The sequence below is a fragment of the Microcoleus sp. B9-D4 genome (assembly GCF_036705105.1).
Classification (GTDB): Bacteria; Cyanobacteriota; Cyanobacteriia; order Cyanobacteriales; family Microcoleaceae; genus Microcoleus.
In genome coordinates this window covers 1-20,278 of record NZ_JAUBTS010000047.1, presented here as the reverse complement: position 1 = coordinate 20,278, position 20,278 = coordinate 1, and the positions used below count along the sequence as shown (strand labels likewise).

Genomic DNA, 20,278 nt, shown 5'->3' with positions numbered 1-20,278 from the left:
CAAATTTTAACGTAAATTGAACTCAACGACCCGCCCTCAAAAGCAATTACCTCGAAAGCGATGTCAATCAACTATACTCAATCTCAGACAAGGGCGCTGACAGGATATATTTTAAATGACCCCCAGACCTTGAAAAACTTGTAGTACCTAAGTGCCCATGTTTCAAATTCTGGTTATTGACGATGATACGGCTGTTCAAGAACTGCTGAGAAGAACCCTGAAAAAACAGGGTTACGAAGTAACAGTAGCAAGCAATGGCGAAGACGGTGTAGCCCAGGCGCAAAAATTGCGTCCGGCCTTGATAATTTGCGATTGGATCATGCCGCGCTTGACCGGCATCGATGTCTGCCGTCGAGTTAAGGCAGATCCGGATCTGTCAACTACACAATTCTTTTTGTTGACTTCTTTGGGTTCGATCGCCGATCGAGTCAAAGGCCTCGACGCCGGTGCCGACGATTTTATCTCAAAGCCGATCGAACTCAACGAATTACAGGCAAGAGTACGCGCAGGATTGAGGCTGCACCAACTCAGCCGAGATTTGAAAATAGCCAAGCAAAGTCTGGAAGCAGAATTAGCCGAGGCCGCCGAGTACGTGCAATCGCTGCTGCCAGATCCGATGAAGGAACCTTTCAGCATCGAAGCAAAATTCATTCCCTCCCGGCAGTTGGGGGGAGATTGCTTCGACTACAACTGGCTAGATGCCGATTATTTGGCGATTTACTTGCTCGACGTAGCCGGTCACGGTTTGCGGGCGGCGCTGCCTTCGGTGGCCGTGCTGAATTTGCTGCGATCGCGCACGCTCCCCAACATAGACTACTACAAACCCAGCGACGTTTTGCGCGCCCTGAACACCACCTTCCAGATGAGCTACCAAAATGACAAGTATTTCACCATCTGGTACGGCGTTTACAACCGCATTTCTCGCCAGCTAGTTTATGCCAGCGCCGGCCATCCACCAGCCGTGTTGATTTCCCAGTCGCCTGCGAGCACTGCTAAAATCCAGCGATTAAAAACCCCCGGAATGCCGGTCGGGATGTTCCCCGACGCCCCCTATGTCGATAATTGCTGCGATGTCGAGGATTTGAGCACTCTCTACATCTTTAGCGACGGGGTATACGAGATTCACCAACCTGACGGCAATATCTGGGGGCTTGACCCTTTCATCGACCTGTTAGCAGCTTACAACGGTGCAAGTGCCGACCAGTTAGAGCTGGTTTTGAACTACATTCAAAAGTTGAACGCTAAAGCAGTTTTTGATGATGATTGGTCTTTACTCAAGGTAAACTTTGGCTAGCTGACTTCTTGCATTGCATCTGCGACCAAATAGCAAGAAGGCAGCAGCCCAAAGATTTAGTTAGTTGAGAGAATTTTGCTATTAAAAGCATCGCGGGTTTGAAATATCTCGAAAACTCGATCCATGCTGGTGAGTTCAAATAAGATGCGGATTTGCTCGTTGATAGAACAGACAACTAATTGACTCCCAGCGGCCCGGACTGTTTTGAGCGCCAATACTAAAGCGCCTAAACCAGAACTATCCATAAATGTCACATCAGTGAAGTCTATCAATACCACATCGGCTCCCGCTTCCACTAGGTCGCTAATCTCTTGGCGGAATTGACTTGCCTTGGTGCCGTCTAAAATGCCAGAGGGCTGAATAATTTTAACTACAGGACTCATATTTTGCGGTGGGAATATCAGAATTACTAACCAGACTACGCTAGTATAGCTGCGAGATGGACTCCGATCCAAATAATATCAATTCCGCTGGCATCGTCCGTGATTGTTGACTGTTGACTGTTGACTGTTGACTGTTGACTGTTGACTGTTGACTGTTGAAGGAGGGGTGGAAAAACTCAATGGTTGAGTATTAACTGTTGACTCGATTTTATGATTCCGATGCAACCGGAAACGATATAAGGGAGGGGAAAGCGCCAAAGCCTGAGAGCGGGAGAATAGTTTTGAGTGCAAAAGATGGTGCTCGTCGCGGATCGTAACGCCGATCGCAGTCGCAGCGCTTCGCCTGGAGTGAATTTTGAGAGAGGGACAATCTTTGTTCTGCCGAATGCCTTCTGGTATTAATCAAACTGAGCTAACTTTGGCGCGGTAGAGCAGTTTGTCGCCTTGTCTGTACCCTGTGTAGCGGACTTTGACGGGTTCTCCGGGCTCGGCTGTTCCTTCCATGAGCTGGTGCTGTTGGGGGTTGTAGGGAATCTCGGCTCCGACTGGGGCGATCGACTCTATCCCCCAATGCTCCAATAACTGCTCGACTGGCCGCAGCAAGGGCAGTAGTTTCTGAGCCCGCAAGTTGTGATTTTCCTGAGCTTTGCTCGCAGCAGTCGGCCACTGCAACATCCAAGATTCTAAAATTTGCACGCTAGATAGCTGGAATTCCTGCATCAAAGATTCTCGCTGCTGTTCGATCGAAGCTTGCAGGCGCTGATATTCTTGTTCTAGGGCTGTCGGTGGTGCCTTTTCTAACTCTACATAGTTTGGCGTCAAGGTTGTGAGCAGTTCGGTTAAGGAAATTTGCAAAGCTTGACTAATTTTGAGCAGGATGTCGGCTCTGGTTTGGAGGGCTAAGCCGCGACGCAGGCGACTTAGCTGGATCTCGGAAACTCCTGCTTTTTGGCTGAGTTCTCGATCGCTCGAAAGCCCCGCCTGTTCCATCAGGCGTTGCAGTTGAGGAGCATAATCTGGAATATTGGCAGTCACGAAAAACTCATCCAAATTAATAAATGGACATATTCTCGATCGTAAACTGTCACGAGCCTTAAGGAAATACATCTGTGGGGCGGGTTCCTGCGCCTACCCCACAATTTTTTTGTGGCTATTTGACGGCAACTTTTGCAGCGGTGGCTGTTGCAGTTGTCGCAGAACCTTGCAAATGCGCTTCTAGGAACCACAAACGCTTGTCAATTGTCCGCGAAATTTCGGTGTAAAGATCCGCTGTATCGGCATCGCCGAGTTCGTCTGCTTTGTCGATGGCGACTCGCAGGTGTTGGGCGTAGGGTGCGTAGCGATCGGCCAAAGCCGTCACGTACTCTTTCCCATCTAAAATGTCGAAAGGAAATTCTGGCAGGATCGAATCTGCGGCGGCTGTGCGGGCTGTTCCTACAGCCAAACCGCCCAAAGCTGTGACCCGTTCGGCAACCAAATCGATGTATTCTTCGAGTTCTGTTGCCATTTCGTCAAATAGCAAGTGCAACTGGTAGAAGTCCATGCCTTTGACGTTCCAGTGAGCTTGCTTGACTTGAGTTTTTAAGTCCAGAGTCGTTGCTAGCGTGGCGTTGAGCAGCCCCACTACTTGAGAGCGGGTGGCGGCTGACATATCGATGCGGGTGGGGTAAAGATGTTGTTTGTGGTTGTTGGTAGTCATAGGTTTTTAGCTTGTTATTAGTGATGGTCGATCGAATATTTGCCTGTCATGAATTTCTGTTGAGAGGCTCAGGCTAGGTGCATCTGCAACACCGCACGGGGAGCTCGGCGTATTTTACAGCGGATAGTTTCTAAACCGAGACGCTGGCAAGCTTCGTACCGATGGCAACCGGAAAATCCGTAATACTGACCATCTACTTCTAGCACGTCGATGGGTTCGTTTAAACCTACCTCGCGGATGGATTCCATGAGGGCGGCGACTTTAGTTTGGTCGTTGACTCGCGGCAGGGGGCGGCGAATCTGGTTGAGGGGTATTTCTTCGATCCTCATGGCGTTGGTCTGTTTTGCTTATTGCTTAATCATACTCGTAATGACTTCGCTTTGTCAATAAATATGAGGACTTACGCAAAAACCTGCTTTCGAGATGATTACTCAGTAAGATGGAGACGAACAAAGCAACTTACAGGCAACCCCTGATGAACTCAACGACTGGCTTGTTAACTCGCATTACCCAAACCCCCGGTCAGTGTGGTGGTCGTCCCTGCATTCGAGGAATGCGAATTCGAGTCACGGACATCCTAGAAATGCTGGCTGAGAACGTCAGCGTTACTGAGATTTTAGAAGATTTCCCTGACTTGGAGCTTGCAGATATTCAAGCTTGCTTAGTGTTTGCTGCACGACGTACCGATTTCCCAAGACTGACGGCATGAAGATATGGATCGATGCTCAACTGCCACCAACTCTCGCAAATTGGCTGACAGATAACTTTAATTTAGAAGCGGTTGCGTTGCGAGATATTCAACTGCGAGATGCCCAAGATACCGAAATTTTTGAATCAGCACAAGCCGAAAAAGCTGTGATTATGACCAAAGACAGCGACTTCATCGATTTGGTATGTCGATTAGGAGCGCCCCCTCAAATTTTGTGGTTGACCTGTGGCAATGTAACAAACCGTAACCTGCGACAATTGTTAACTGCCACTTTACCTGATGCAATAGAACGATTGCGTCAAGGAGAGGCGATCGTCGAAATCAGCAACAACCCTTGAAGCCAATATTGCTGATAACGGAATAATGATTGCGTTCAGCGACTACTAAACTCTGCATCCACACCAAAATCGCTCAACCGTTCGTTGTGGCGGGATTCTTCGATTGCGGTCTACACTTTTCAAGTTTCGAGCTTTCAAACTATATTTTCCCTTGTCAATTGTCCATTTACTAAAAAGCATTCTCATCTTCACTGAGATCCCAGGCAGCTACACTGTATGGATAATCATTTTGCTCAACATCTACCCCAATAACCACAACTCGGCTGACAGGAGAAATGCTCCTAGCTTCATCCAGAGTATTTCTCATTATGTGATTTATTTTTTCTTCATCAATACGCTTATAGGCGAAGCCAGCCACTACGGCGCGATCGGGACTTGCTTCACTAATGAATATACAAGTATTATTGTGATCGGGTAGTTGCCAAAACTTATTGACAATTTTTTTAATTCGTTTGAACTGTTCTTCAAACTTTATTTGCTCATCATGAGTAAAATTGAGAAGTACACAACCAATTTCAGTCCAACGCTCAGGCTGCTGTGCTTCAATATGCTGGATAATGCTTCTCCACCAATGTGTTAATTTAGGCTTCGGTTTAGGAGTTTCACTTTTAGGTAATTCTCTCAGAAAAAATGGATTAAAAATGTTTGACAGTCCACGTAAGCGAAGACGCTGTTGAGCGAACTCAGTATTTAAGATATTAAACCCTGTATCAAGATAGAACGCAAGCAAATCAATCTCATCGCCATTATAATCAGCATTTTTCTCAAATTCGGCTCGCCGCACTAAGTAGTGTAGTTTCTCACAACTTCCCTCCAAAATTTCCAAGATAATTTCGAGATCAGCAAGAGACATAGTTGGAGACATTTCAAGATCAGATGCAATTAAACCCGCTTGTTTCAGATCGGTTGAACGACAAAAAAGAGTACCTAATGACTCTAAAGTAATACTCAATCGAACCACCTCACGTACTTGGGAACAGTCAACTTCATTTAATTCGCCTTTGCGATTCTTCAACTGATGCAAACCTGGATTTTTTATCAGGTAATCACAAAATCTTTTCGATTGAATGGATGGTTCTACCATTAATTTTTTGACAATCTTCTTTAGGCTCTCAAATGCCCCACGCTTTGTCGCTTCAGTCACTCTACCTGATTTAGCCTCCACAACTAGCAAATAAGAGTCGAGTAAAACCAGAAGGTCAGTTTCAAAAGTCTGCTTGGTTGTAGGATCGAACCATTCGCTACCTTGATAAACCTTGGCAGATGGGAAAGCTTTTTGGAAAAGCTGATAAATCTCTTGCTCCAAAAATTTTCCCCTACGCTCTTCATATTTTTTATAAATTTCAGCATGAGGTTTAATAATAGCTTCCATAATATCTATGAAATAATTGGAGAATAGTGTTATTACTGGGCAGAAATAAGTTCCAACCTCAAGCTTGATGAGAGGTTTCTGCCAAACAGGATTGCCAAGAAATAAATGTTCTGGATTCCAGTCTGATAAATCTCCGAAAGATAGCGACCAGGCATTCAGGACATCTTTTAATGCTTCTGGATTAACAGCTTTTGGGTAAGCATCTACAAACGTATCGAGTGTTAATGTGTAAATATGTTTTAGTCGTAGATCACTTTGACTGAAAATAATAGCTCTTAAGCCGTCAAGAGTTAAACCTTCCTCTTGAACATAGGCTGAGAGGTCTTCTGGAGATGAAGTAAGATCGGGAAAAGCTTGATAATATTTTTTGATAGCAATTTTGATACTTTTGGCTCGGAGTGAAGGCAGAGTTAAATTCCGATGCTGATTAATTCTGTACTCAACAATATCGAGTATTTGGAACCACATTTCAACTAAACAACCAACTCGAACTCCAATTCTTTGCTCGATCGTATCATCCAGGCTTGAGAATAAATCCGAAACAATCCGCTTAACTTGTTGCGGATATCCCCAGTTACGTACAGCTTGAGTATCTGCCCTGATCCCTTCTACTGTGATAAGCTTCTGATGCTGCTCTATGGTTGTCGATGGATCTGCTATGGATAAAGATTTCATGTTAAATCCCCGTGTGACATCCTGAACCAGTTGGCGAAATTCAACAAAGTCTTGTGGTAGAGCTGGTCTGAAATCAAATGAATCTTGTGAATGCTGAAGAAGAAGACCTTGTAGAAATTCTACATGATGTTGAAGGATTGGATTTTTTTCAGTCCATTCACGATTTATACCGGGTGAAGTAGTTAAATCGTAGTAGGCAAAAAACGATAGTAAAGAACAAGGCTCAACCTGAAAAATTTGTTTTTGCAATGTTTCAAAAGAGGTCTCAAATTGTTGCTCGAAGTTTTCACCTAATTTCTTAATAAATTCAACTCTTTCGTCTTCAGTCATTCCCTCCAACGGTGATGACATCTTGTGATAAGTGAATCCAGTAAATTCTTTTTCGACGCGACAAGTGGCAAAACCTTTAGACTGGTTTTTATTATTGGCTTGGGCAGAGGTTTTCTCTTTCTTCCGTTTCTTCTTACTCACTGTAAAACTCACCTAAACCATGATACTTAGTTCTCCATCCCAATGATAGCAGGACTTTATTAAAATACTCAACTCGGACAGATAACTTGGATAGACCGCCCCGATCTAATCTAAGCAGTCGAACTATTATTAGCGTGAAACTTTCCGCTGCGACAGAATCATCTCAACTCAATCCCGCAATAATATTGACGCTCATAGCCAGAATAGCGGTGTTAAAAAAGAACGACAGCACGCTGTGAAAAAGCACGAGATACCTCGTGGAACGAGAAGTGATCTGCACGTCTGCAACTTGGCAAGTCATGCCAATACCAAAAGAGAAATATAAAAAATCTTTGTAGTCAGGTTCCTCGTCGCCCGGAAAATCCAAACCCCCCGCCTGCAAGTAACTGCCGTGCTGCTTGCTGCGGTTTTTGTAGTAGCTGCGGGCATAGTGCATCGTGAAGATAGTGTGTACCTGCATCCAAGACCCAACAATTGTGAGGACAGAAAGCCCCAAGTGCAGAAATAGCAAATTCGGGGACAAGCCTTTGGTATCGCGCAGCAGGAAGAAGATGGCTAACAAGCTAGCACAAGCCGCGGCCACGATCGTACTTAAGATTGTTAAGCGGCCAGCATCCAACTGCTGAGCGTGGTGGCGCATCATTTCGGGAGTGCCTTGCAGCATCAGCATCCAAGTCAAAATCAGAAAACTGACCGCGCCCGCGTTCCAAATGCACAGCGTCCGAGTCAGGGGGAGATAGTCAGGTGGCAGCAACACAGCAACTGCCATAGCAAAGAGAAAAGACACAAACACGCGGTGCCGGACGCTCCAGACCCAGTGCATTTTAGATTGGGAAACATTTTTCACAATAATCTACTGTAATTTAGGCACAGTCAGGGTTAGAAAATCTAAACTACTGCTATCTTGGCAGGCAATCCCAAAAATTAACTATGAATTGGCAACACGCAGCACAGGCAGAATTTTTCATGCCTTTCGATAGATCGATCGACCTCAACGTTCTAGGTACAGTGGGAGAAAAGATAAATTGTGGCTTGAAATTATGGCATCCTCCCAACCGCTCAAAGGCATTGAATTGATCGACTGCGCCAAAGCTAACGCCCAACAAGGAATCGCCACAGCCGCGAAGCTCTGCGGCTACGGAAGCGACCTCAACACCTTCGAGCGGGAATTGAAAAAGGCTTGCCAAGACATCGGCGTCGAAGTCAAGGAGTTAAGCGACTTGATTACGGCTCAGCAGATGATGAAACAAGGAATGGGTATTGAAGTCGCTCCAGATACTCCCTCAGAACTCTAGGCTCAATCTCCACCGCACCAGTTTTAGAGCTAAGATTGCCCTGACACCAGTATTTTGAGTCTGCTAGCTGAGGCAGGCTAGAATGTTTTGCATGGGAGCTTCCGACTTTTGGCAGGAGTCGTGTTTTCTCCCGCGAAGAGGGTGCTTTCTGGAGGGTGCACAGATTGTTAGGAGGACTGTCGTGTCAGATCAGCAAGACCGAATTATGCGTTTGTTTATAGAGGAGGCTAAGGAGCACCTCGATACTCTAGAAAATGGTTTAGTGGATTTAAAGTCCACGATGAAAGACCCCGAAAGCGTCCAAGAGATGTTTCGAGCCGCCCATTCCGTGAAAGGAGGGGCGGCTATGCTTGGCTTAGATAGTATTAAAACAACCGCTCACCGCTTGGAAGATTGTTTTAAGGTGCTCAAGGACGGGCCCGTCAAGCAGGTTGACCAAACGGCAGAATCCCTATTTTTAAAGGGAGTTGATACGCTTAAGGACTTGCTGGGGCGACTGGAGGGGCCTTTCGGCTTGAGGAATGAGGAGGGAGAAAAACTCGTGCAGCAGGTGATGCCTGTTTTTGCTCAACTGGAAACTCATCTCGATAAATTGGCGTCGGGCAAAGTGCAGGCTGCTGCTGGGTCTGGTACGCCCGTCGCTCCAACAGCGGGCGCTGTGCCGGCGAATTTTGCTGTTGAAGTGATGACTTTACTCAAAGAAATGTTGCAGGTGTTCAAGCAGAAAGAATCGGCTGCTAGTCGCTCTGAGTTGACTGCTGTGTGCGTTCGCCTCTATAAGTTGGGAGGTAAAATTGAGACTTGGCAAAATTTAGTTAAAACAGCTAGAGCGGCGATCGTTAATCCCAAAAACTCTTATAAAGTCTTAGCTCCGCTGATTATCAAAGAACTCAAGGAAGCTGGCGATTTAGTACAAGTGGGGAAAGTCAAGACGATCGTTCCGAGTAAAAATTTGCTACTTTTGGCAGCAAGCCCAAAACCTGCAGAGCCAAGCGCCCCAGCAGCCCCAGCCGCAGCGTCGAAGCAAGTCGCACTTCCCGCCGAACCGAAGGCCGTAGTCAAGCTTTTGCTCAAAACTTTCAACAAAAAGCAACTCTCGGAAATCGCCAAGTTACTGGTTAACGCCATCAAATCCTCGAACTAGGAGGTGTTGCAGTAGAAGATAGAATCAAAGCAATATTTGTGAGGCGGATAATTGTCTGGGGGTGCTGGCAGCCGGAGTTGAGCAGCAACTCGAAAAAATTCACTCACTCGATATTTTTGCCCTCTACCTTCTACTGTTGGGCAAGCCTGCGTTAGAATTAGTGGATATGTAGGCGTGCAATATTGTACCAGAATTAAAAATCGAGCAGGCTTTAGAAGGCGGTAGCTGTGAAACCAATTCGTTCATTAGAAGATGCTTTAAACCGCTGTCAGGCGATGGGAATGCGCTTGAGCCGCCAGCGTCGATTTATTCTAGAACTTTTGTGGGAGGCAAAAGAACACCTCTCGGCTCGCGAAATTTACGATCGCCTCAACAAACAAGCGCATTCGATCGGGCATACTTCTGTGTATCAAAATCTAGAAGCTTTGTCGAGAGCAGGGATTATTGAGTGCATAGAACGCTCCGAGGGACGCTTGTACGGCAATGTCAGCGACTCTCACTCTCACGTCAATTGTCTTGATACGGCTCAGATTCTGGACGTTCATGTGGAATTGCCGATCGACTTGATCGAGCTAATCCAAGAGCAAACGGGTGTCAAAATTGTAGACTACCGGATAGATTTCTACGGATATCGATCGGCCGAGTCCGCCACCCAAGCATCGAGTGTCAGCGATACGCCAAAGGCTTCGTAACGGATAAAGCAGCGGCTGTTGGAAGCAAAACCGATCTTTGTGCTGGGCCGATCGGTGGTATAAATGATTTAAGTATTTTGCTGGGTTCGATCGGTTTTTTTGCCGTAGCGCGCCGGAATTCGGCACAGTAGAAAAAAAATGAAAACATAAAAATGAAACTCGATCGACAAGTTTGGCGATCGAGAATAAAATTTACGACTATACCCAAAAAATCATTTCTACCCGCTACACGTAAAGTGTAGACCAAATCCGGCTGTAGTGCCCCTTTATTTTTAATCGGCTTGGAGGAGACGAAAGTTGGTGTAGTGGCGGTTTCAAATGCTGAGTCTGATAAGGAAATTTCTGACCCGGATTTAATATAAGACCTTAGTGTGAACAAACCTGACGGTCAACTGAGTACAGTTAGACCGCAGGCTTCTTTTTCCTTTTTTTCTCATGCTTTTTATAGTGAGGTAGTTCCACCCCCACTTGCTAATATAGTATCAGAGTATTTCCCGAGCATCTTGGGGTATAAAAGAATAATTGTCGGTTTGGGTACCGAAACCCGACGAGCCTTTCATCACGCGGGCGTAATTCCCAACGGGGTACGGGGCCGAGCGCTCAGATTAATCCCCTCTAAATATACGCCCGGGACTTCCCGGCTGGTAGTTAATCCTTACCCCAATTCATCTGCGGAGTCAAATCTAAAATCTAAAATCTAAAATCTAAAATTGATGGACTGACGGGGGCTTTATACTGTTTTTTCTGCTAAACGGCCCCGGAATCTGTCAATAACTGTTTGATAACTGGTATGATTTACGTGCCTCAAGAGCCTAAAATACTCGGAAGCAACCAGTGGGGCCAGACACAAACCTCACTATAAAACGCCGTAGAGGGAAAGATGGCCAGTACCTTGAAGGAAGTTCTCGATCTCCTTAACAGGAGTTAGAAGCCGACATCACAATCTATGATTTGATGTGGGAGTGTCACGTGAAGAGTGCGCATTACAGGACAGGCTGAAGTAATGGCGAGACGACAATCTGACCAATTCCACACACCACCGCAATACAACCCATCCCCTAAACCGACGGCACAGTTCAGTGCAGAGGCGACAGGCGATGCGAGTTCCTTCGTAACGGCCGGGCCGACCGAGGGAAAAAGAACTTTTTGGCAGTGGCAGCTTATCTGGCTGAGTCTCCTGGTGGGATTTGGAGTAACCGGTGCCGCTGCATTTCTGTGGTTGCTGACGATGCCGCCACCGCCGAATTGCCAGCAACTGTCGCCGCTGGCGGCGGACGGAGAGCGACTTTACTGCGCTCAACAAGCTGCTAAGTCGGGCAAGCTAGAACAGCTAGAATCGGCAATGGCATTGGTGCAGGCTTGGCCGAAAGAACATCCGCTATACTCGCAAGGTCAACATTTGATAGGGGAATGGTCGAAAGCCATTCTGGGATTTGCCAGGGCAAAAATTGAACTGGGCGATTTGAAAGGCGCTCTGGAGATTGTGGCGAAAATTCCGAAAACCAGTCCGTCTTACCCAGAGGTAGAGGAGGCTGTGACTGCTTGGGAAAAAAATTGGCAGGAGGGCCAAAAACTCTACGATACAGCCCTAGAAGCTTTGAAAAGTGAGGATTTAAGGAAGGCTTGGGATTATGCTCAAGCTTTGTTCAAGCTGGAAAATGTTTTCTGGAGTCAGAAGCGGTACAACGAGCTGATCCAGCAGATTTCTTTGGAAAGAAACGGCTGGCAACGCTTGCAAGAGGCTAGAGATTTGGCGAAGGACGGAACTCCGCAAAAGTTCGCTGAGGCGATCGTCCTGGCTCGCAAAATAGACTCGCAGCTTTTTGCCCGCGCTAAAGCTGAGAAGGAAATTGAGGGCTGGAGCCGGACTTTGCTGGCAATGGCTACTAAGCGGTTGGGGGCGAAAGACCTGCCGGGGGCGATCGAGGCTGCTTCAGTTGTGCCACAGGATTCGCTACTATTTGCGGAAGCTCAAGATTTGATGCAGTTGGGTAGAGCTCAGGCAGTGACTTGGAACCAGTCGATATCAACTCCGCTGCCACAACACATTTTTAGCTTGCTTGAAGGGCAGGGGGCTGCTAGCCAAATAGCTCCTGGTCGCCCTCTGTACAAGCAAGCTCAAGTTCAAATTGAAAATTTGCAGGTGCAGTTTCAAGATTTGCTGCGGCTGCAAGTGGCGAGCACGATCGCTAGTTTCGGTCAGATAGGGACGTTTGGACTCGCGATCGAGCAAGCGCAAACTATCGGACTTAAGCAGCCGCGGCGGATTCACGCTCAAACTTTAGTGGCTTCTTGGCGCCGGGAAATTGAGCGGATAGAAGACCAATCTTTTCTGACTCTGGCGAAGCAGTTGGCCCAAGCGCAGACGGTGGAAGGACTCAAGGGCGGTATGGCTCAGCTACTCCTGATCGCTCAAAACCGCCCCCGCAGGATAGAAGCGCAAACTCTGCTGGCTCAGTGGACGAAACGCATAGAAGTTATTCAAGATCAGCCTTTTTTGGATGAAGCGATCGCCCTGGCGAAGCAAGGAAAACTTAGTGCGGCTATTGAAAAAGCTTCGCAAATTAAGAGCGGTAGGACTTTGTACGCGAAAGCTCAGGATAATGTCTATCAGTGGGTGAGCGAACTGCAAGTGGCTCAAGACCGACCGATTCTCGATCGCGCTGCGGAATTGGCATCTCAAGGCAGTCTAGGAGCGGCGATCGATACGGCTTCCCAAATCGGTTACGGTAGGGCGCTGTATTCAGAGGCAGCAGGGGCGATCGGGCGCTGGAGTGCTGAACTCAGAGCAAACAGTGCGCCGCCGCCGGAACCCGCTCGCGAGTACGCGCCGGCTCCAGCAGAGGAGTACGCGCCAGCTCCTCGCCAGGAGGAGTACGCGCCAGCTCCTCGCCAGGAGGAGTACGCGCCAGCTCCTCGCCAGGAGGAGTACGCGCCAGAGCCAGAGCCTTACTATCCGCCTGCGAGAGAAGAGGCCCCGGCTCCCGAACCTTACAATCCGCCTGCTCCCGAGCCGGAACCTTACTATCCGCCCGCGAGGGAGCCGGAACCGGAACCTTACTATCCGCCCGCTAGAGAGCCGGAACCTTACTATCCGCCCGCTAGAGAAGAGGCCCCGGCTCCGGCTCCGGAACCTCCTCCTCCGGCTCCGGCTCCAGAACCCGCGCCGCCCTCGATTCCTGAATCGGCTGGGCCTCCTGATGCTAATTTGATCCCCGAGTAATTGGGTTTTCGCGCGATCGGTCTCTAAAATCTCAAATCTAAAATCAAGTGAGTAATTTCCAAGTGCTGACGATCGAGGGCGACCCCATTTTCCGGCTGGGGCTGCGAGTCGCTTGCGAGCAGTATCCAGACTTGCAAGTTGTTGCAGAGGTTTCAACGGCAACCGAGGGTTTGCGAGTTCTAGAAGCTCGCTTGATCGACTCTGGAGCAGCCAAGAAGCCCGCAGATTTGGTAATTTTGGCTGTTGAAACCCTAAATTTGCGATCGGGTCAAATAGAGGCGCTGGGATTTTGTCGCGAACTCAAAACTTTGTACCCCAATCTGCCTCTGTTGCTGCTAGGCGGGCCGCTGACACCGGATCTGTTGGCCAAGGTACAGGCGGCGGGCGCGAATGGCTATTGTCCTAAAGGTAGAGATATTTCCCTGACAATCGAAGCTATTCGCGCGGTGGCATCTGGTGGCACTTATTGCCCGACAGATACAGCAACTAACGGGGAAATAGAACTAAATAATGCAGCGGTGGTTCAAACAGGAGAAAACTCCGCAGCAATTGCAGATAAAAATGCAGATAAAAATGCAGATAATTCGACTGTTGATACGCCAGTACACAAAAAAATGCTGGCTTATTTTTGTCTTTCTGGACTACGGGAAATAGATGCAACTTTGGCGGTTGTTCAAGCTGATTTACAAGATATCAGAGCCGCAGAACCCACAGATTTGCCATCTATTTTAGATGGGGTTGTACTCAGCGGACGCCGCAGAGAATTGCTGGCTGCTCGCTGGATTGTCAGTCAGTTATTATTTGAAGGAAAAGGGGAGAAGGAAGAAGGAAGAAGGAAGAAGGAAGAAGGAAGAAGGAAGAAGGAAGAAGGAACAGGGGAGAAAGCAGAAGGCAGAAAGCAGAGGGGAGAAGGCAGAGGGGAGAAAGCAGAAATTAGAGGCGAGAATTTGTTAAATAATTCTCCATCGCAATTAGCGAATTTCCAAGTTTCCACTGAATCTTTGGTGGTTGCAACTAATTGGCAAGGTAGCTTGTTTGATTCGGTGGCGGCTAAATTGCAGTTTGATTTGGTGAATTTGACTGGCTTGCCTTTGGAAATCGATATTTTGCGATCGCCAAAAAAGCGTGAATTGATGAGTTCCATCCTGCGGAAGTTAAAGGATTTGCTGGAGGAATTGCGCTTTTCGCAAGTGCAGCAAACTCAATTGTCGCAAAAAATGCCTGCTATTTTACGGGATTTGTGGCTGGCGACAATCATAGATTTTTTTGGCAGATACTATACACTGCAAACAGGAGAAAATCAGGTTTTAGATGGCAGTAAAACAATCTTGAAAGTGGCAGAAAGTCAACAGGGAAGCGCTGCTTATCTCTTGGCAGGCAGTAGCGTAGAAGTTGTGCCGATACTGCTGGCAGATGCTGATGTAGTTGCAGCAGAAATCCTTGATAAAATACCGATGACAGTTGATTTTTTGGCACATTTGCTATTTGAAATTCCTCTAACAGTTGACAATATTTCTTGTATTGCTGGCAGCCCGGAAGCAATGCAGCGAGCTGAAGCTTTGTTAGAAAATTTGGCAATTCAAGTTGCTAGCGGAGTGGTACAGCCTCTACTAAATAATTTGGCGAATATTGAAGAAATCAAGCAAATTTTTTACGATGGTAAGTTGATTTCGACACGAGAAATTGAGCGGTTTCGGAATAATTTGTCGTGGAGATATCGCTGGGATAGCTATTTTGTAGAACCGAAAGCTATTTTTGAAAGCAGGTTTTGGCTGTTTGTTTTGGGCGATTCTGGAATTAAGAAAATTTCTATTTATGCTCCGAGAAATCTGGAGCTAGCACAGTTGTCTGGGTGGCAGTTAGCCTTGACTTTGCTGCTGGAAACCAGGGATGCGATCGCACCTAGAGTTCGCGCGGTTATTTCGCTGTTGGGTGCTGGGGTTGTTTACTTTTTGACTCAGGTTATAGGGCGGGGAATTGGTTTGATCGGGCGGGGAATTATCCAGGGGATTGGTAATTCTTTGCAAGATAGTAAGTTTGGGAAAAATGGGTGATTAGTCATTAGTCATTAGTCATTAGTCATTAGTTGGTAGTCATGAGTGAGCTAAAATATTTATAGCTGGTGGTATGATAACTAAATGGTAGACAGTTGACAATCAAGCAATTGGGTACTGGCCTCCCGGATTCATCTGTGGGATTAATCTAAAAATTAAAATGGGTTGACATTTTATGAGTATTATGATAGCGATAGATGCCGATCGCATAAACAGTTTAGATTTGTCTCCGGTGCGGACTGCGATTGAAAAGTGGCTGGCCGCAGGAGCGATCGCCCAAAACGAACAACAGCTACAATTTGAAATTGAGTATCCGCGCGAAGAGTTAGATCCGCGAGAAATTTCGGAAATTCCGGAAGTGCGGCTGTGGTTTATTCGCTTGGATGCTTGTTATCCTTGGCTGCCATTTTTGCTGGATTGGAAAGCAGGAGAATTGGCGCGCTATGCCGCGATGTTGGTGCCGCACCAGTTCCACCGCACCCAAGGTATTCAGTACAATCCTGAAGCTTTGGAAATGTTTTTGATGAACAAAATTTTTGTGTTGACTGATTGGTTGAATCAGCAGGGAATCCCCAGTAAATCGAAGTTGATGGCGATGTCGCAGATGTTTGGTTATGATTTGGAAGATGCTTTTTTTGATGTGATTGTGCCTCACAAATAAGCGAGCGCGCCTCTAATTAAAATCGTCCTAATTAGGTAGGCTACTCTATGCCTTAAGAGTTACCAACAAAGGTATAAACCCGGTTTCTTCTCTTGTGGGGCGGGATTTCCAGTCCGCCTCCGCAGCTATAAGTTCTATCCACAACAGGTTAATTAAGCTTAACAGCAACCGCAATCAGACTTTAATACAATCATAAAACCAGCGCGCCTCAAAAAATTGTTGCTGGACTTCAGAATTTTCTCAGAATTGAGAGTTAGTTTAAATAGACAACGATCGCCCGATTCAATCGATCGAGGAAATTTACCATGAAAACAGATTACCTCATCGTCGGCAGTGGTTTATCAGCACTGGTTTTCGGAGCTTTGATGGCCAACTCCGGCAAAACCGTACACATCCTCGAAGCTCACGAACATCCGGGAGGTTTTGGTCACACCTTTACGATGGCCAACAAATACACGTTTAATGCCCAATTCCACTACGTTTGGGACTGCGGCGAAGGACATACAGTCAATCGAGTTCTCAAAAAACTCGGTCTCGATCGAGATGTCACCTTTGAACGGTACGATCCGAATGGCTTCGACCACATGAGGATGCCTGGGTATGCGCTCGATATTCCCTCGGAACCAGAGGAACTGATCCGCAGATTGTCGGCGCTGTTTCCCGAAGCGGGCGAGAGAATTCGCCAATTCGTCAACGAAGTCGAGAAAACCGGCAACGGACTCAGAAAACTCGCTCCTCCGGTCAAACCAATTGAATTGCTCAAAAATTTCGGTGACGTATTCTGTGCTGTCCAACACCTCAATAGTACACTTCAGGACGTTTTCGACAAGTTCCAACTCCCGCAAGCCGCCCAAACCTTATTAGCCCTGCAATGGCCGGACTTTTTGCTGCCTCCAAATCAGCTTTCTTTCTATGCTTGGATTGCCTTGTTTAGAGGCTATCAAGAAGGCGCATTTTACCCGACGCAGCATTTTGAAGATGTCATCAATTCTTTAGTTAATGTCATTGAATCCAACGGGGGAAAAGTTCTACTAAACCATGAAGTCACGAACTTTAGGCTAACAAACAGAACAGTAACGGGAGTTGAAGCGATGGATTTGACCACGCATCAAACCCATGAATTCACGGGGGAAAACGTAATTTGCAACCTAGACCCGAAAAGAGCAGCCAAGATGATTGGAGAGGAACTGTTCTCTAAAAAAGTGCGGCGGAAACTCAACTATGAGTATTCTGCCTCTAACTACATGGTGTACTGCGTTGTCAAAGATATCGATCTCCGAGACTATGGATTTGGCAAGTGGAATACGTTTCATTCGGAACACTTGGATCTAAATGAAGCTTTTGCTCAAATGTATGAGCAAAATGATTTTTCTCGTCCGAGCTTTGCAATTACAACGCCAACTTTACTGACCCAAGCGCGGCGGGATTGTCCAGAAGATTGTCAAATTGTCGAATTTCTGACTGTTGCTAATTACAGCTATTTTAAACAGCTTTGGGAGACGGATCGCAAAGCTTACAGACAGAAGAAACAAGAGATTCTGGACTCGATTTTAGATGTAGTTGAAAAACACTATGTTCCGAATTTCCGCAAACACATGGTCTTTCATGTTACCGGAAGTCCGACGACTAACGAGCGCTTCTGTTGGTGTCCTAACGGTAATTCCTACGGTTCCAGTCTGACGCCGCGCAACATGGGGGTCGCTCGACTAAATCATGAAACATCCCTCAACAATTTCTATTTCTGCAACGCCTCTTCGGGCTATCCAGGCTTTGCACCGACATTTTGGACGGGGGCGCTGCTTTATCAACGTTTATCCGGCGATGCGATTTTAGGCTAGGAGGAATTGGTTACTCGGCGATTGAAATCGCTACTACAGAAACGAAGTCTGCCTCCGCAGACTAAAAAATAAAAAGGGCATCACATCCAACCTGGCAACGAGAGAAAGCTAGAAAAAGGTTCTTGTCCCCCCCTTAAGAAGGGGGGTTAGGGGGGATCGGATCGTTTCTCCAACAGCTCTTAAGCATTCGATGATTAATGTTCCATTCTATCAATCTAGGAGTGAACTATGAGAATTGCAATTGTTGGGGGCGGAGCCAGTGGTATGGCAGCAGCCTACTGGCTCGATAAACAGGGGCATCACGTCACTGTGTTGGAAAGTCAGCCGATTTTAGGCGGACACATTCGGACGCTGAACAAAAATGTTGTACCCAATCAATCGGAGTGCAATGAAATATTAGAAAATGGCGTGCTGGAATTTCCCACTGTGTTTTACAATTTCGCGGCTTTTATGCAGGAGCTAGGCGTTGAATTAGAACCAGTGCAGATTGGTTCCGCGCTGTTTTTTAAAGATGGCACCCACTTTTTGTCGGCGGTATCTATCCAAAAGAATTTCACCGGAATCCAACGCCTGATCGAGTATTTGCGACTTGATAGTCTCTACGCTCGTTCGGCGGGATTTATTTTAAAAATGCGGTTTGCTAAACAGCATGATTTCTACGATGTGCCGCTTTCTGAGTCTTTGAAAAGCTCGTGCGTCCGCAATTATTGGCTGAAGTTGCTGACGATGTACAGCTACTCGATACCGTTTGAATTGCTCGACAATTTCCCGGCAGAATTAGCGATGCCTGTTCTACGCGAATATGGCTCGGTCAACTGGGTGAGAATTAAAGGCGGGGTGTATTCTTACATTGAAAAGATTTTGGAGCGGTTTAAGGGGGATATACGGCTAAATGTGGAAATTGCCAATATTTTTAGAAGTGCGGATGCTGTAAAAATTGTGCTTTCTGATGGGGAAATCCAGGAATTTGATAAGGTGGTTTTTGCGATGCCACCAGACCAAGTGATGAGGCTATTGTCTGACCCGACGGAGGCGGAAACGAAGCGGTTTTCGGCGTGGAAAGCCAATTATGCAACCACTGTACTGCATTCGGATACATCAATGTACGATCGCTACGGTATCCGCAAGTTATCAGAATTTGATTTTTTCGAGACGGACAAGGGATGGGGATATAATGCGAGCTTGAATCAGCTTTGCGGCATCTCATCGCCACCAGAGTACAGTTTAGCATTTCAATTGGAGGAGTCGATCGCCCAACAGCACATTATTCACATTCAGAAACATCACACGCCGCTGTACACTGTCGAGTCTTTTGGATATCGAGATGAAGTTATAGAGACTAATGGCGAGAACAACACTTATCATGCGGGAGCTTATTTGGGGGATGGTTTGCACGAAGGAGCCATTACCTCTGCTTTGCGAGTCGCGAAATTAATCGGGTGATCTCAATTGTGATGCTACAAACTCTCGCAAATCTCAGTAAATTTCTTGCCAGTGCAACACTCTCACCAGAACCTCCGAGAAGCCCCTGGCTTTAGACATGGGGAGGGATAGGAGTGGTAATTAAGGGGGTTCAATACCCCTTTAATTACCAAATCAATAGCTATAGCTATAACCATCTTTTTTGTGAATATGTGTGCAGTATTTGTGACTAATGCCCGCAACTCTTCCGGTCGCCGTAGCGATATCGAAACTACCACTTGCTCGACAAAGAACCCGCCCAACGTAAAAGCCTATTTTTTTCCCAGAGGTAACGGTCGCTTTAACGATATCGCCTGTTTGGAAACCTTTGTGAATCTGGGTTTTGGTACGGTGACGAGATGGGTTGAACTCAGCGGGTTTGTCACCTCCCCCGCTGGTCTTCAAAACCGTGCTTGAAAGATTTCCTTTCACACGGCTCCTCAACTGTGGACGCTTTGTCATAGCAAGCCTCTTGCCGTTATTCAGGTTTAGGGGGGAGTGTGGCGTTTGCCTATCTCCTCTTTGGGGGCTAGATATAGAACGGAAATTCATCTATCAATACTCCGTAGATTCCAACCTGCCGTTGTTTCCCTTCAGCGTGATTTCTTTCATATGTGTAGTTACCGTGTATCTGGTCGTGACAGATTGTGTGTACAAGTTCAAGGTTTACCCATGAATTGTTTTTGTGATTTTTGTCCTTATGGTGGACTTCCGTATCCAGTACATCGGTGATGTATAACCCACAATGAATACATCTTTGTCTTTGTTGCTTGAGCAGAATTGATTTCCGTTTAGGCAACTCAGGATGCTCTCCAGTTCTTGCAGCCCAGTAAGCTATATCACCGTCGTAGGGGCTTTTTTCGCCTTTGACCTTCACATACTCGTCTTTAGTATACCAATTCACTATGAAGGTACACTAAAATATAGGGTAAAAGTAGAGGAAATCCAATATGGCGAACAAACTTCAGG

General features: G+C 46.7%; 18 protein-coding genes and 1 pseudogene. 12 read left to right on the top strand and 7 right to left on the bottom strand.

Annotated elements, in window-relative coordinates; all coding sequences use genetic code 11:
- Positions 1-157: 157 nt before the first annotated feature.
- A complete protein-coding gene (locus QUB24_RS23575; protein ID WP_333155908.1) occupies positions 158-1,294 on the top strand; it encodes a SpoIIE family protein phosphatase in 1,137 nt (378 codons plus the stop codon).
- A gap of 56 nt (positions 1,295-1,350) precedes the next feature.
- On the opposite strand, the gene QUB24_RS23570 is transcribed toward QUB24_RS23575, so the two are convergent.
- The 4 genes from QUB24_RS23570 to QUB24_RS23555 form a co-directional block, all read right to left on the bottom strand.
- Entirely contained in the window at positions 1,351-1,677 is a 327-nt protein-coding gene (locus QUB24_RS23570; RefSeq protein WP_041623653.1) for an STAS domain-containing protein, read from the bottom strand.
- Between the two features lie 402 nt (positions 1,678-2,079).
- A complete protein-coding gene (locus QUB24_RS23565) occupies positions 2,080-2,784 on the bottom strand; it encodes a helix-turn-helix domain-containing protein (RefSeq protein WP_333155907.1) in 705 nt (234 codons plus the stop codon).
- Between the two features lie 43 nt (positions 2,785-2,827).
- The gene (dps, locus tag QUB24_RS23560; protein WP_333155906.1) at positions 2,828-3,376 is read right to left on the bottom strand and encodes a DNA starvation/stationary phase protection protein Dps; all 549 of its coding nucleotides are present in this window, start codon (positions 3,374-3,376) and stop codon (positions 2,828-2,830) included.
- 68 nt (positions 3,377-3,444) lie between these two features.
- A complete protein-coding gene (locus QUB24_RS23555) occupies positions 3,445-3,705 on the bottom strand; it encodes a sulfiredoxin (RefSeq protein WP_333041516.1) in 261 nt (86 codons plus the stop codon).
- Between the two features lie 146 nt (positions 3,706-3,851).
- Here QUB24_RS23555 and QUB24_RS23550 point away from each other — a divergent pair, with 146 nt between their 5' ends.
- Together QUB24_RS23550 and QUB24_RS23545 are read left to right on the top strand one after the other, a co-directional pair.
- A complete protein-coding gene (locus QUB24_RS23550) occupies positions 3,852-4,085 on the top strand; it encodes a DUF433 domain-containing protein (RefSeq protein WP_333155904.1) in 234 nt (77 codons plus the stop codon).
- The gene (locus QUB24_RS23545; RefSeq protein WP_333155903.1) at positions 4,082-4,423 is read left to right on the top strand and encodes a DUF5615 family PIN-like protein; all 342 of its coding nucleotides are present in this window, start codon (positions 4,082-4,084) and stop codon (positions 4,421-4,423) included. The genes QUB24_RS23550 and QUB24_RS23545 overlap by 4 nt, the downstream gene beginning before the upstream one ends.
- Positions 4,424-4,592: 169 nt before the next feature.
- Here QUB24_RS23545 and QUB24_RS23540 read toward each other — a convergent pair whose 3' ends face one another.
- Complete coding sequence (locus QUB24_RS23540) at positions 4,593-6,941, bottom strand: hypothetical protein (protein ID WP_333155901.1); 2,349 nt, start codon at positions 6,939-6,941, stop codon at positions 4,593-4,595.
- Positions 6,942-7,104: 163 nt separating this feature from the next.
- Positions 7,105-7,764, bottom strand: a complete 660-nt coding sequence (locus QUB24_RS23535) for a DUF1345 domain-containing protein (protein WP_333155899.1) — start codon at positions 7,762-7,764, stop codon at positions 7,105-7,107.
- A gap of 107 nt (positions 7,765-7,871) precedes the next feature.
- On the opposite strand from QUB24_RS23535, the gene QUB24_RS23530 reads away from it, so the two are divergent.
- From QUB24_RS23530 to QUB24_RS23490, 9 genes are all read left to right on the top strand, one after another.
- On the top strand, positions 7,872-8,018 hold the full coding sequence (locus QUB24_RS23530) for a hypothetical protein (RefSeq protein WP_333155898.1): 147 nt from the start codon (positions 7,872-7,874) through the stop codon (positions 8,016-8,018).
- Entirely contained in the window at positions 7,982-8,236 is a 255-nt protein-coding gene (locus QUB24_RS23525) for a hypothetical protein (RefSeq protein WP_190733539.1), read from the top strand. Before QUB24_RS23530 ends, QUB24_RS23525 begins: the two co-directional genes overlap by 37 nt.
- 82 nt (positions 8,237-8,318) lie before the next feature.
- A complete protein-coding gene (locus tag QUB24_RS23520; protein ID WP_333155897.1) occupies positions 8,319-9,380 on the top strand; it encodes an Hpt domain-containing protein in 1,062 nt (353 codons plus the stop codon).
- 227 nt (positions 9,381-9,607) lie between these two features.
- Positions 9,608-10,072, top strand: coding sequence for a Fur family transcriptional regulator (locus QUB24_RS23515; protein WP_333155895.1), 465 nt, complete (start codon positions 9,608-9,610; stop codon positions 10,070-10,072).
- 1,003 nt (positions 10,073-11,075) lie between these two features.
- Positions 11,076-13,295, top strand: a complete 2,220-nt coding sequence (locus tag QUB24_RS23510) for a hypothetical protein (protein WP_333155893.1) — start codon at positions 11,076-11,078, stop codon at positions 13,293-13,295.
- A gap of 47 nt (positions 13,296-13,342) precedes the next feature.
- Positions 13,343-15,349 (top strand): DUF3685 domain-containing protein, encoded by a 2,007-nt coding sequence (locus QUB24_RS23505; RefSeq protein WP_333155892.1) that lies wholly within the window; start codon positions 13,343-13,345, stop codon positions 15,347-15,349.
- A 175-nt stretch (positions 15,350-15,524) separates the two neighbouring features.
- Entirely contained in the window at positions 15,525-16,010 is a 486-nt protein-coding gene (locus QUB24_RS23500; protein WP_333155891.1) for a CRR6 family NdhI maturation factor, read from the top strand.
- A gap of 305 nt (positions 16,011-16,315) precedes the next feature.
- Complete coding sequence (locus tag QUB24_RS23495; protein ID WP_333155890.1) at positions 16,316-17,848, top strand: NAD(P)/FAD-dependent oxidoreductase; 1,533 nt, start codon at positions 16,316-16,318, stop codon at positions 17,846-17,848.
- A gap of 228 nt (positions 17,849-18,076) precedes the next feature.
- A complete protein-coding gene (locus QUB24_RS23490; protein ID WP_333155889.1) occupies positions 18,077-19,291 on the top strand; it encodes an FAD-dependent oxidoreductase in 1,215 nt (404 codons plus the stop codon).
- Between the two features lie 153 nt (positions 19,292-19,444).
- Here the strand turns inward: QUB24_RS23490 and QUB24_RS23485 are convergent.
- A pseudogene (locus tag QUB24_RS23485) lies at positions 19,445-19,672 on the bottom strand (RNA-guided endonuclease IscB); the annotation flags it as partial.
- Positions 19,673-20,278 lie beyond the last annotated feature (606 nt).

Excerpts from the sequence above, each read along its gene's own strand:
- QUB24_RS23575 (WP_333155908.1), top strand. The coding sequence starts at position 158 with ATGTTTCAAATTCTGGTTATTGACGATGATACGGCTGTTCAAGAACTG.
- QUB24_RS23570 (WP_041623653.1), bottom strand. The coding sequence starts at position 1,677 with ATGAGTCCTGTAGTTAAAATTATTCAGCCCTCTGGCATTTTAGACGGC.
- QUB24_RS23565 (WP_333155907.1), bottom strand. The coding sequence starts at position 2,784 with ATGTATTTCCTTAAGGCTCGTGACAGTTTACGATCGAGAATATGTCCA.
- dps (WP_333155906.1), bottom strand. The coding sequence starts at position 3,376 with ATGACTACCAACAACCACAAACAACATCTTTACCCCACCCGCATCGAT.
- QUB24_RS23555 (WP_333041516.1), bottom strand. The coding sequence starts at position 3,705 with ATGAGGATCGAAGAAATACCCCTCAACCAGATTCGCCGCCCCCTGCCG.
- QUB24_RS23550 (WP_333155904.1), top strand. The coding sequence starts at position 3,852 with ATGAACTCAACGACTGGCTTGTTAACTCGCATTACCCAAACCCCCGGT.
- QUB24_RS23545 (WP_333155903.1), top strand. The coding sequence starts at position 4,082 with ATGAAGATATGGATCGATGCTCAACTGCCACCAACTCTCGCAAATTGG.
- QUB24_RS23535 (WP_333155899.1), bottom strand. The coding sequence starts at position 7,764 with ATGCACTGGGTCTGGAGCGTCCGGCACCGCGTGTTTGTGTCTTTTCTC.
- QUB24_RS23530 (WP_333155898.1), top strand. The coding sequence starts at position 7,872 with ATGAATTGGCAACACGCAGCACAGGCAGAATTTTTCATGCCTTTCGAT.
- QUB24_RS23525 (WP_190733539.1), top strand. The coding sequence starts at position 7,982 with ATGGCATCCTCCCAACCGCTCAAAGGCATTGAATTGATCGACTGCGCC.
- QUB24_RS23520 (WP_333155897.1), top strand. The coding sequence starts at position 8,319 with ATGTTTTGCATGGGAGCTTCCGACTTTTGGCAGGAGTCGTGTTTTCTC.
- QUB24_RS23510 (WP_333155893.1), top strand. The coding sequence starts at position 11,076 with ATGGCGAGACGACAATCTGACCAATTCCACACACCACCGCAATACAAC.
- QUB24_RS23500 (WP_333155891.1), top strand. The coding sequence starts at position 15,525 with ATGAGTATTATGATAGCGATAGATGCCGATCGCATAAACAGTTTAGAT.
- QUB24_RS23495 (WP_333155890.1), top strand. The coding sequence starts at position 16,316 with ATGAAAACAGATTACCTCATCGTCGGCAGTGGTTTATCAGCACTGGTT.
- QUB24_RS23490 (WP_333155889.1), top strand. The coding sequence starts at position 18,077 with ATGAGAATTGCAATTGTTGGGGGCGGAGCCAGTGGTATGGCAGCAGCC.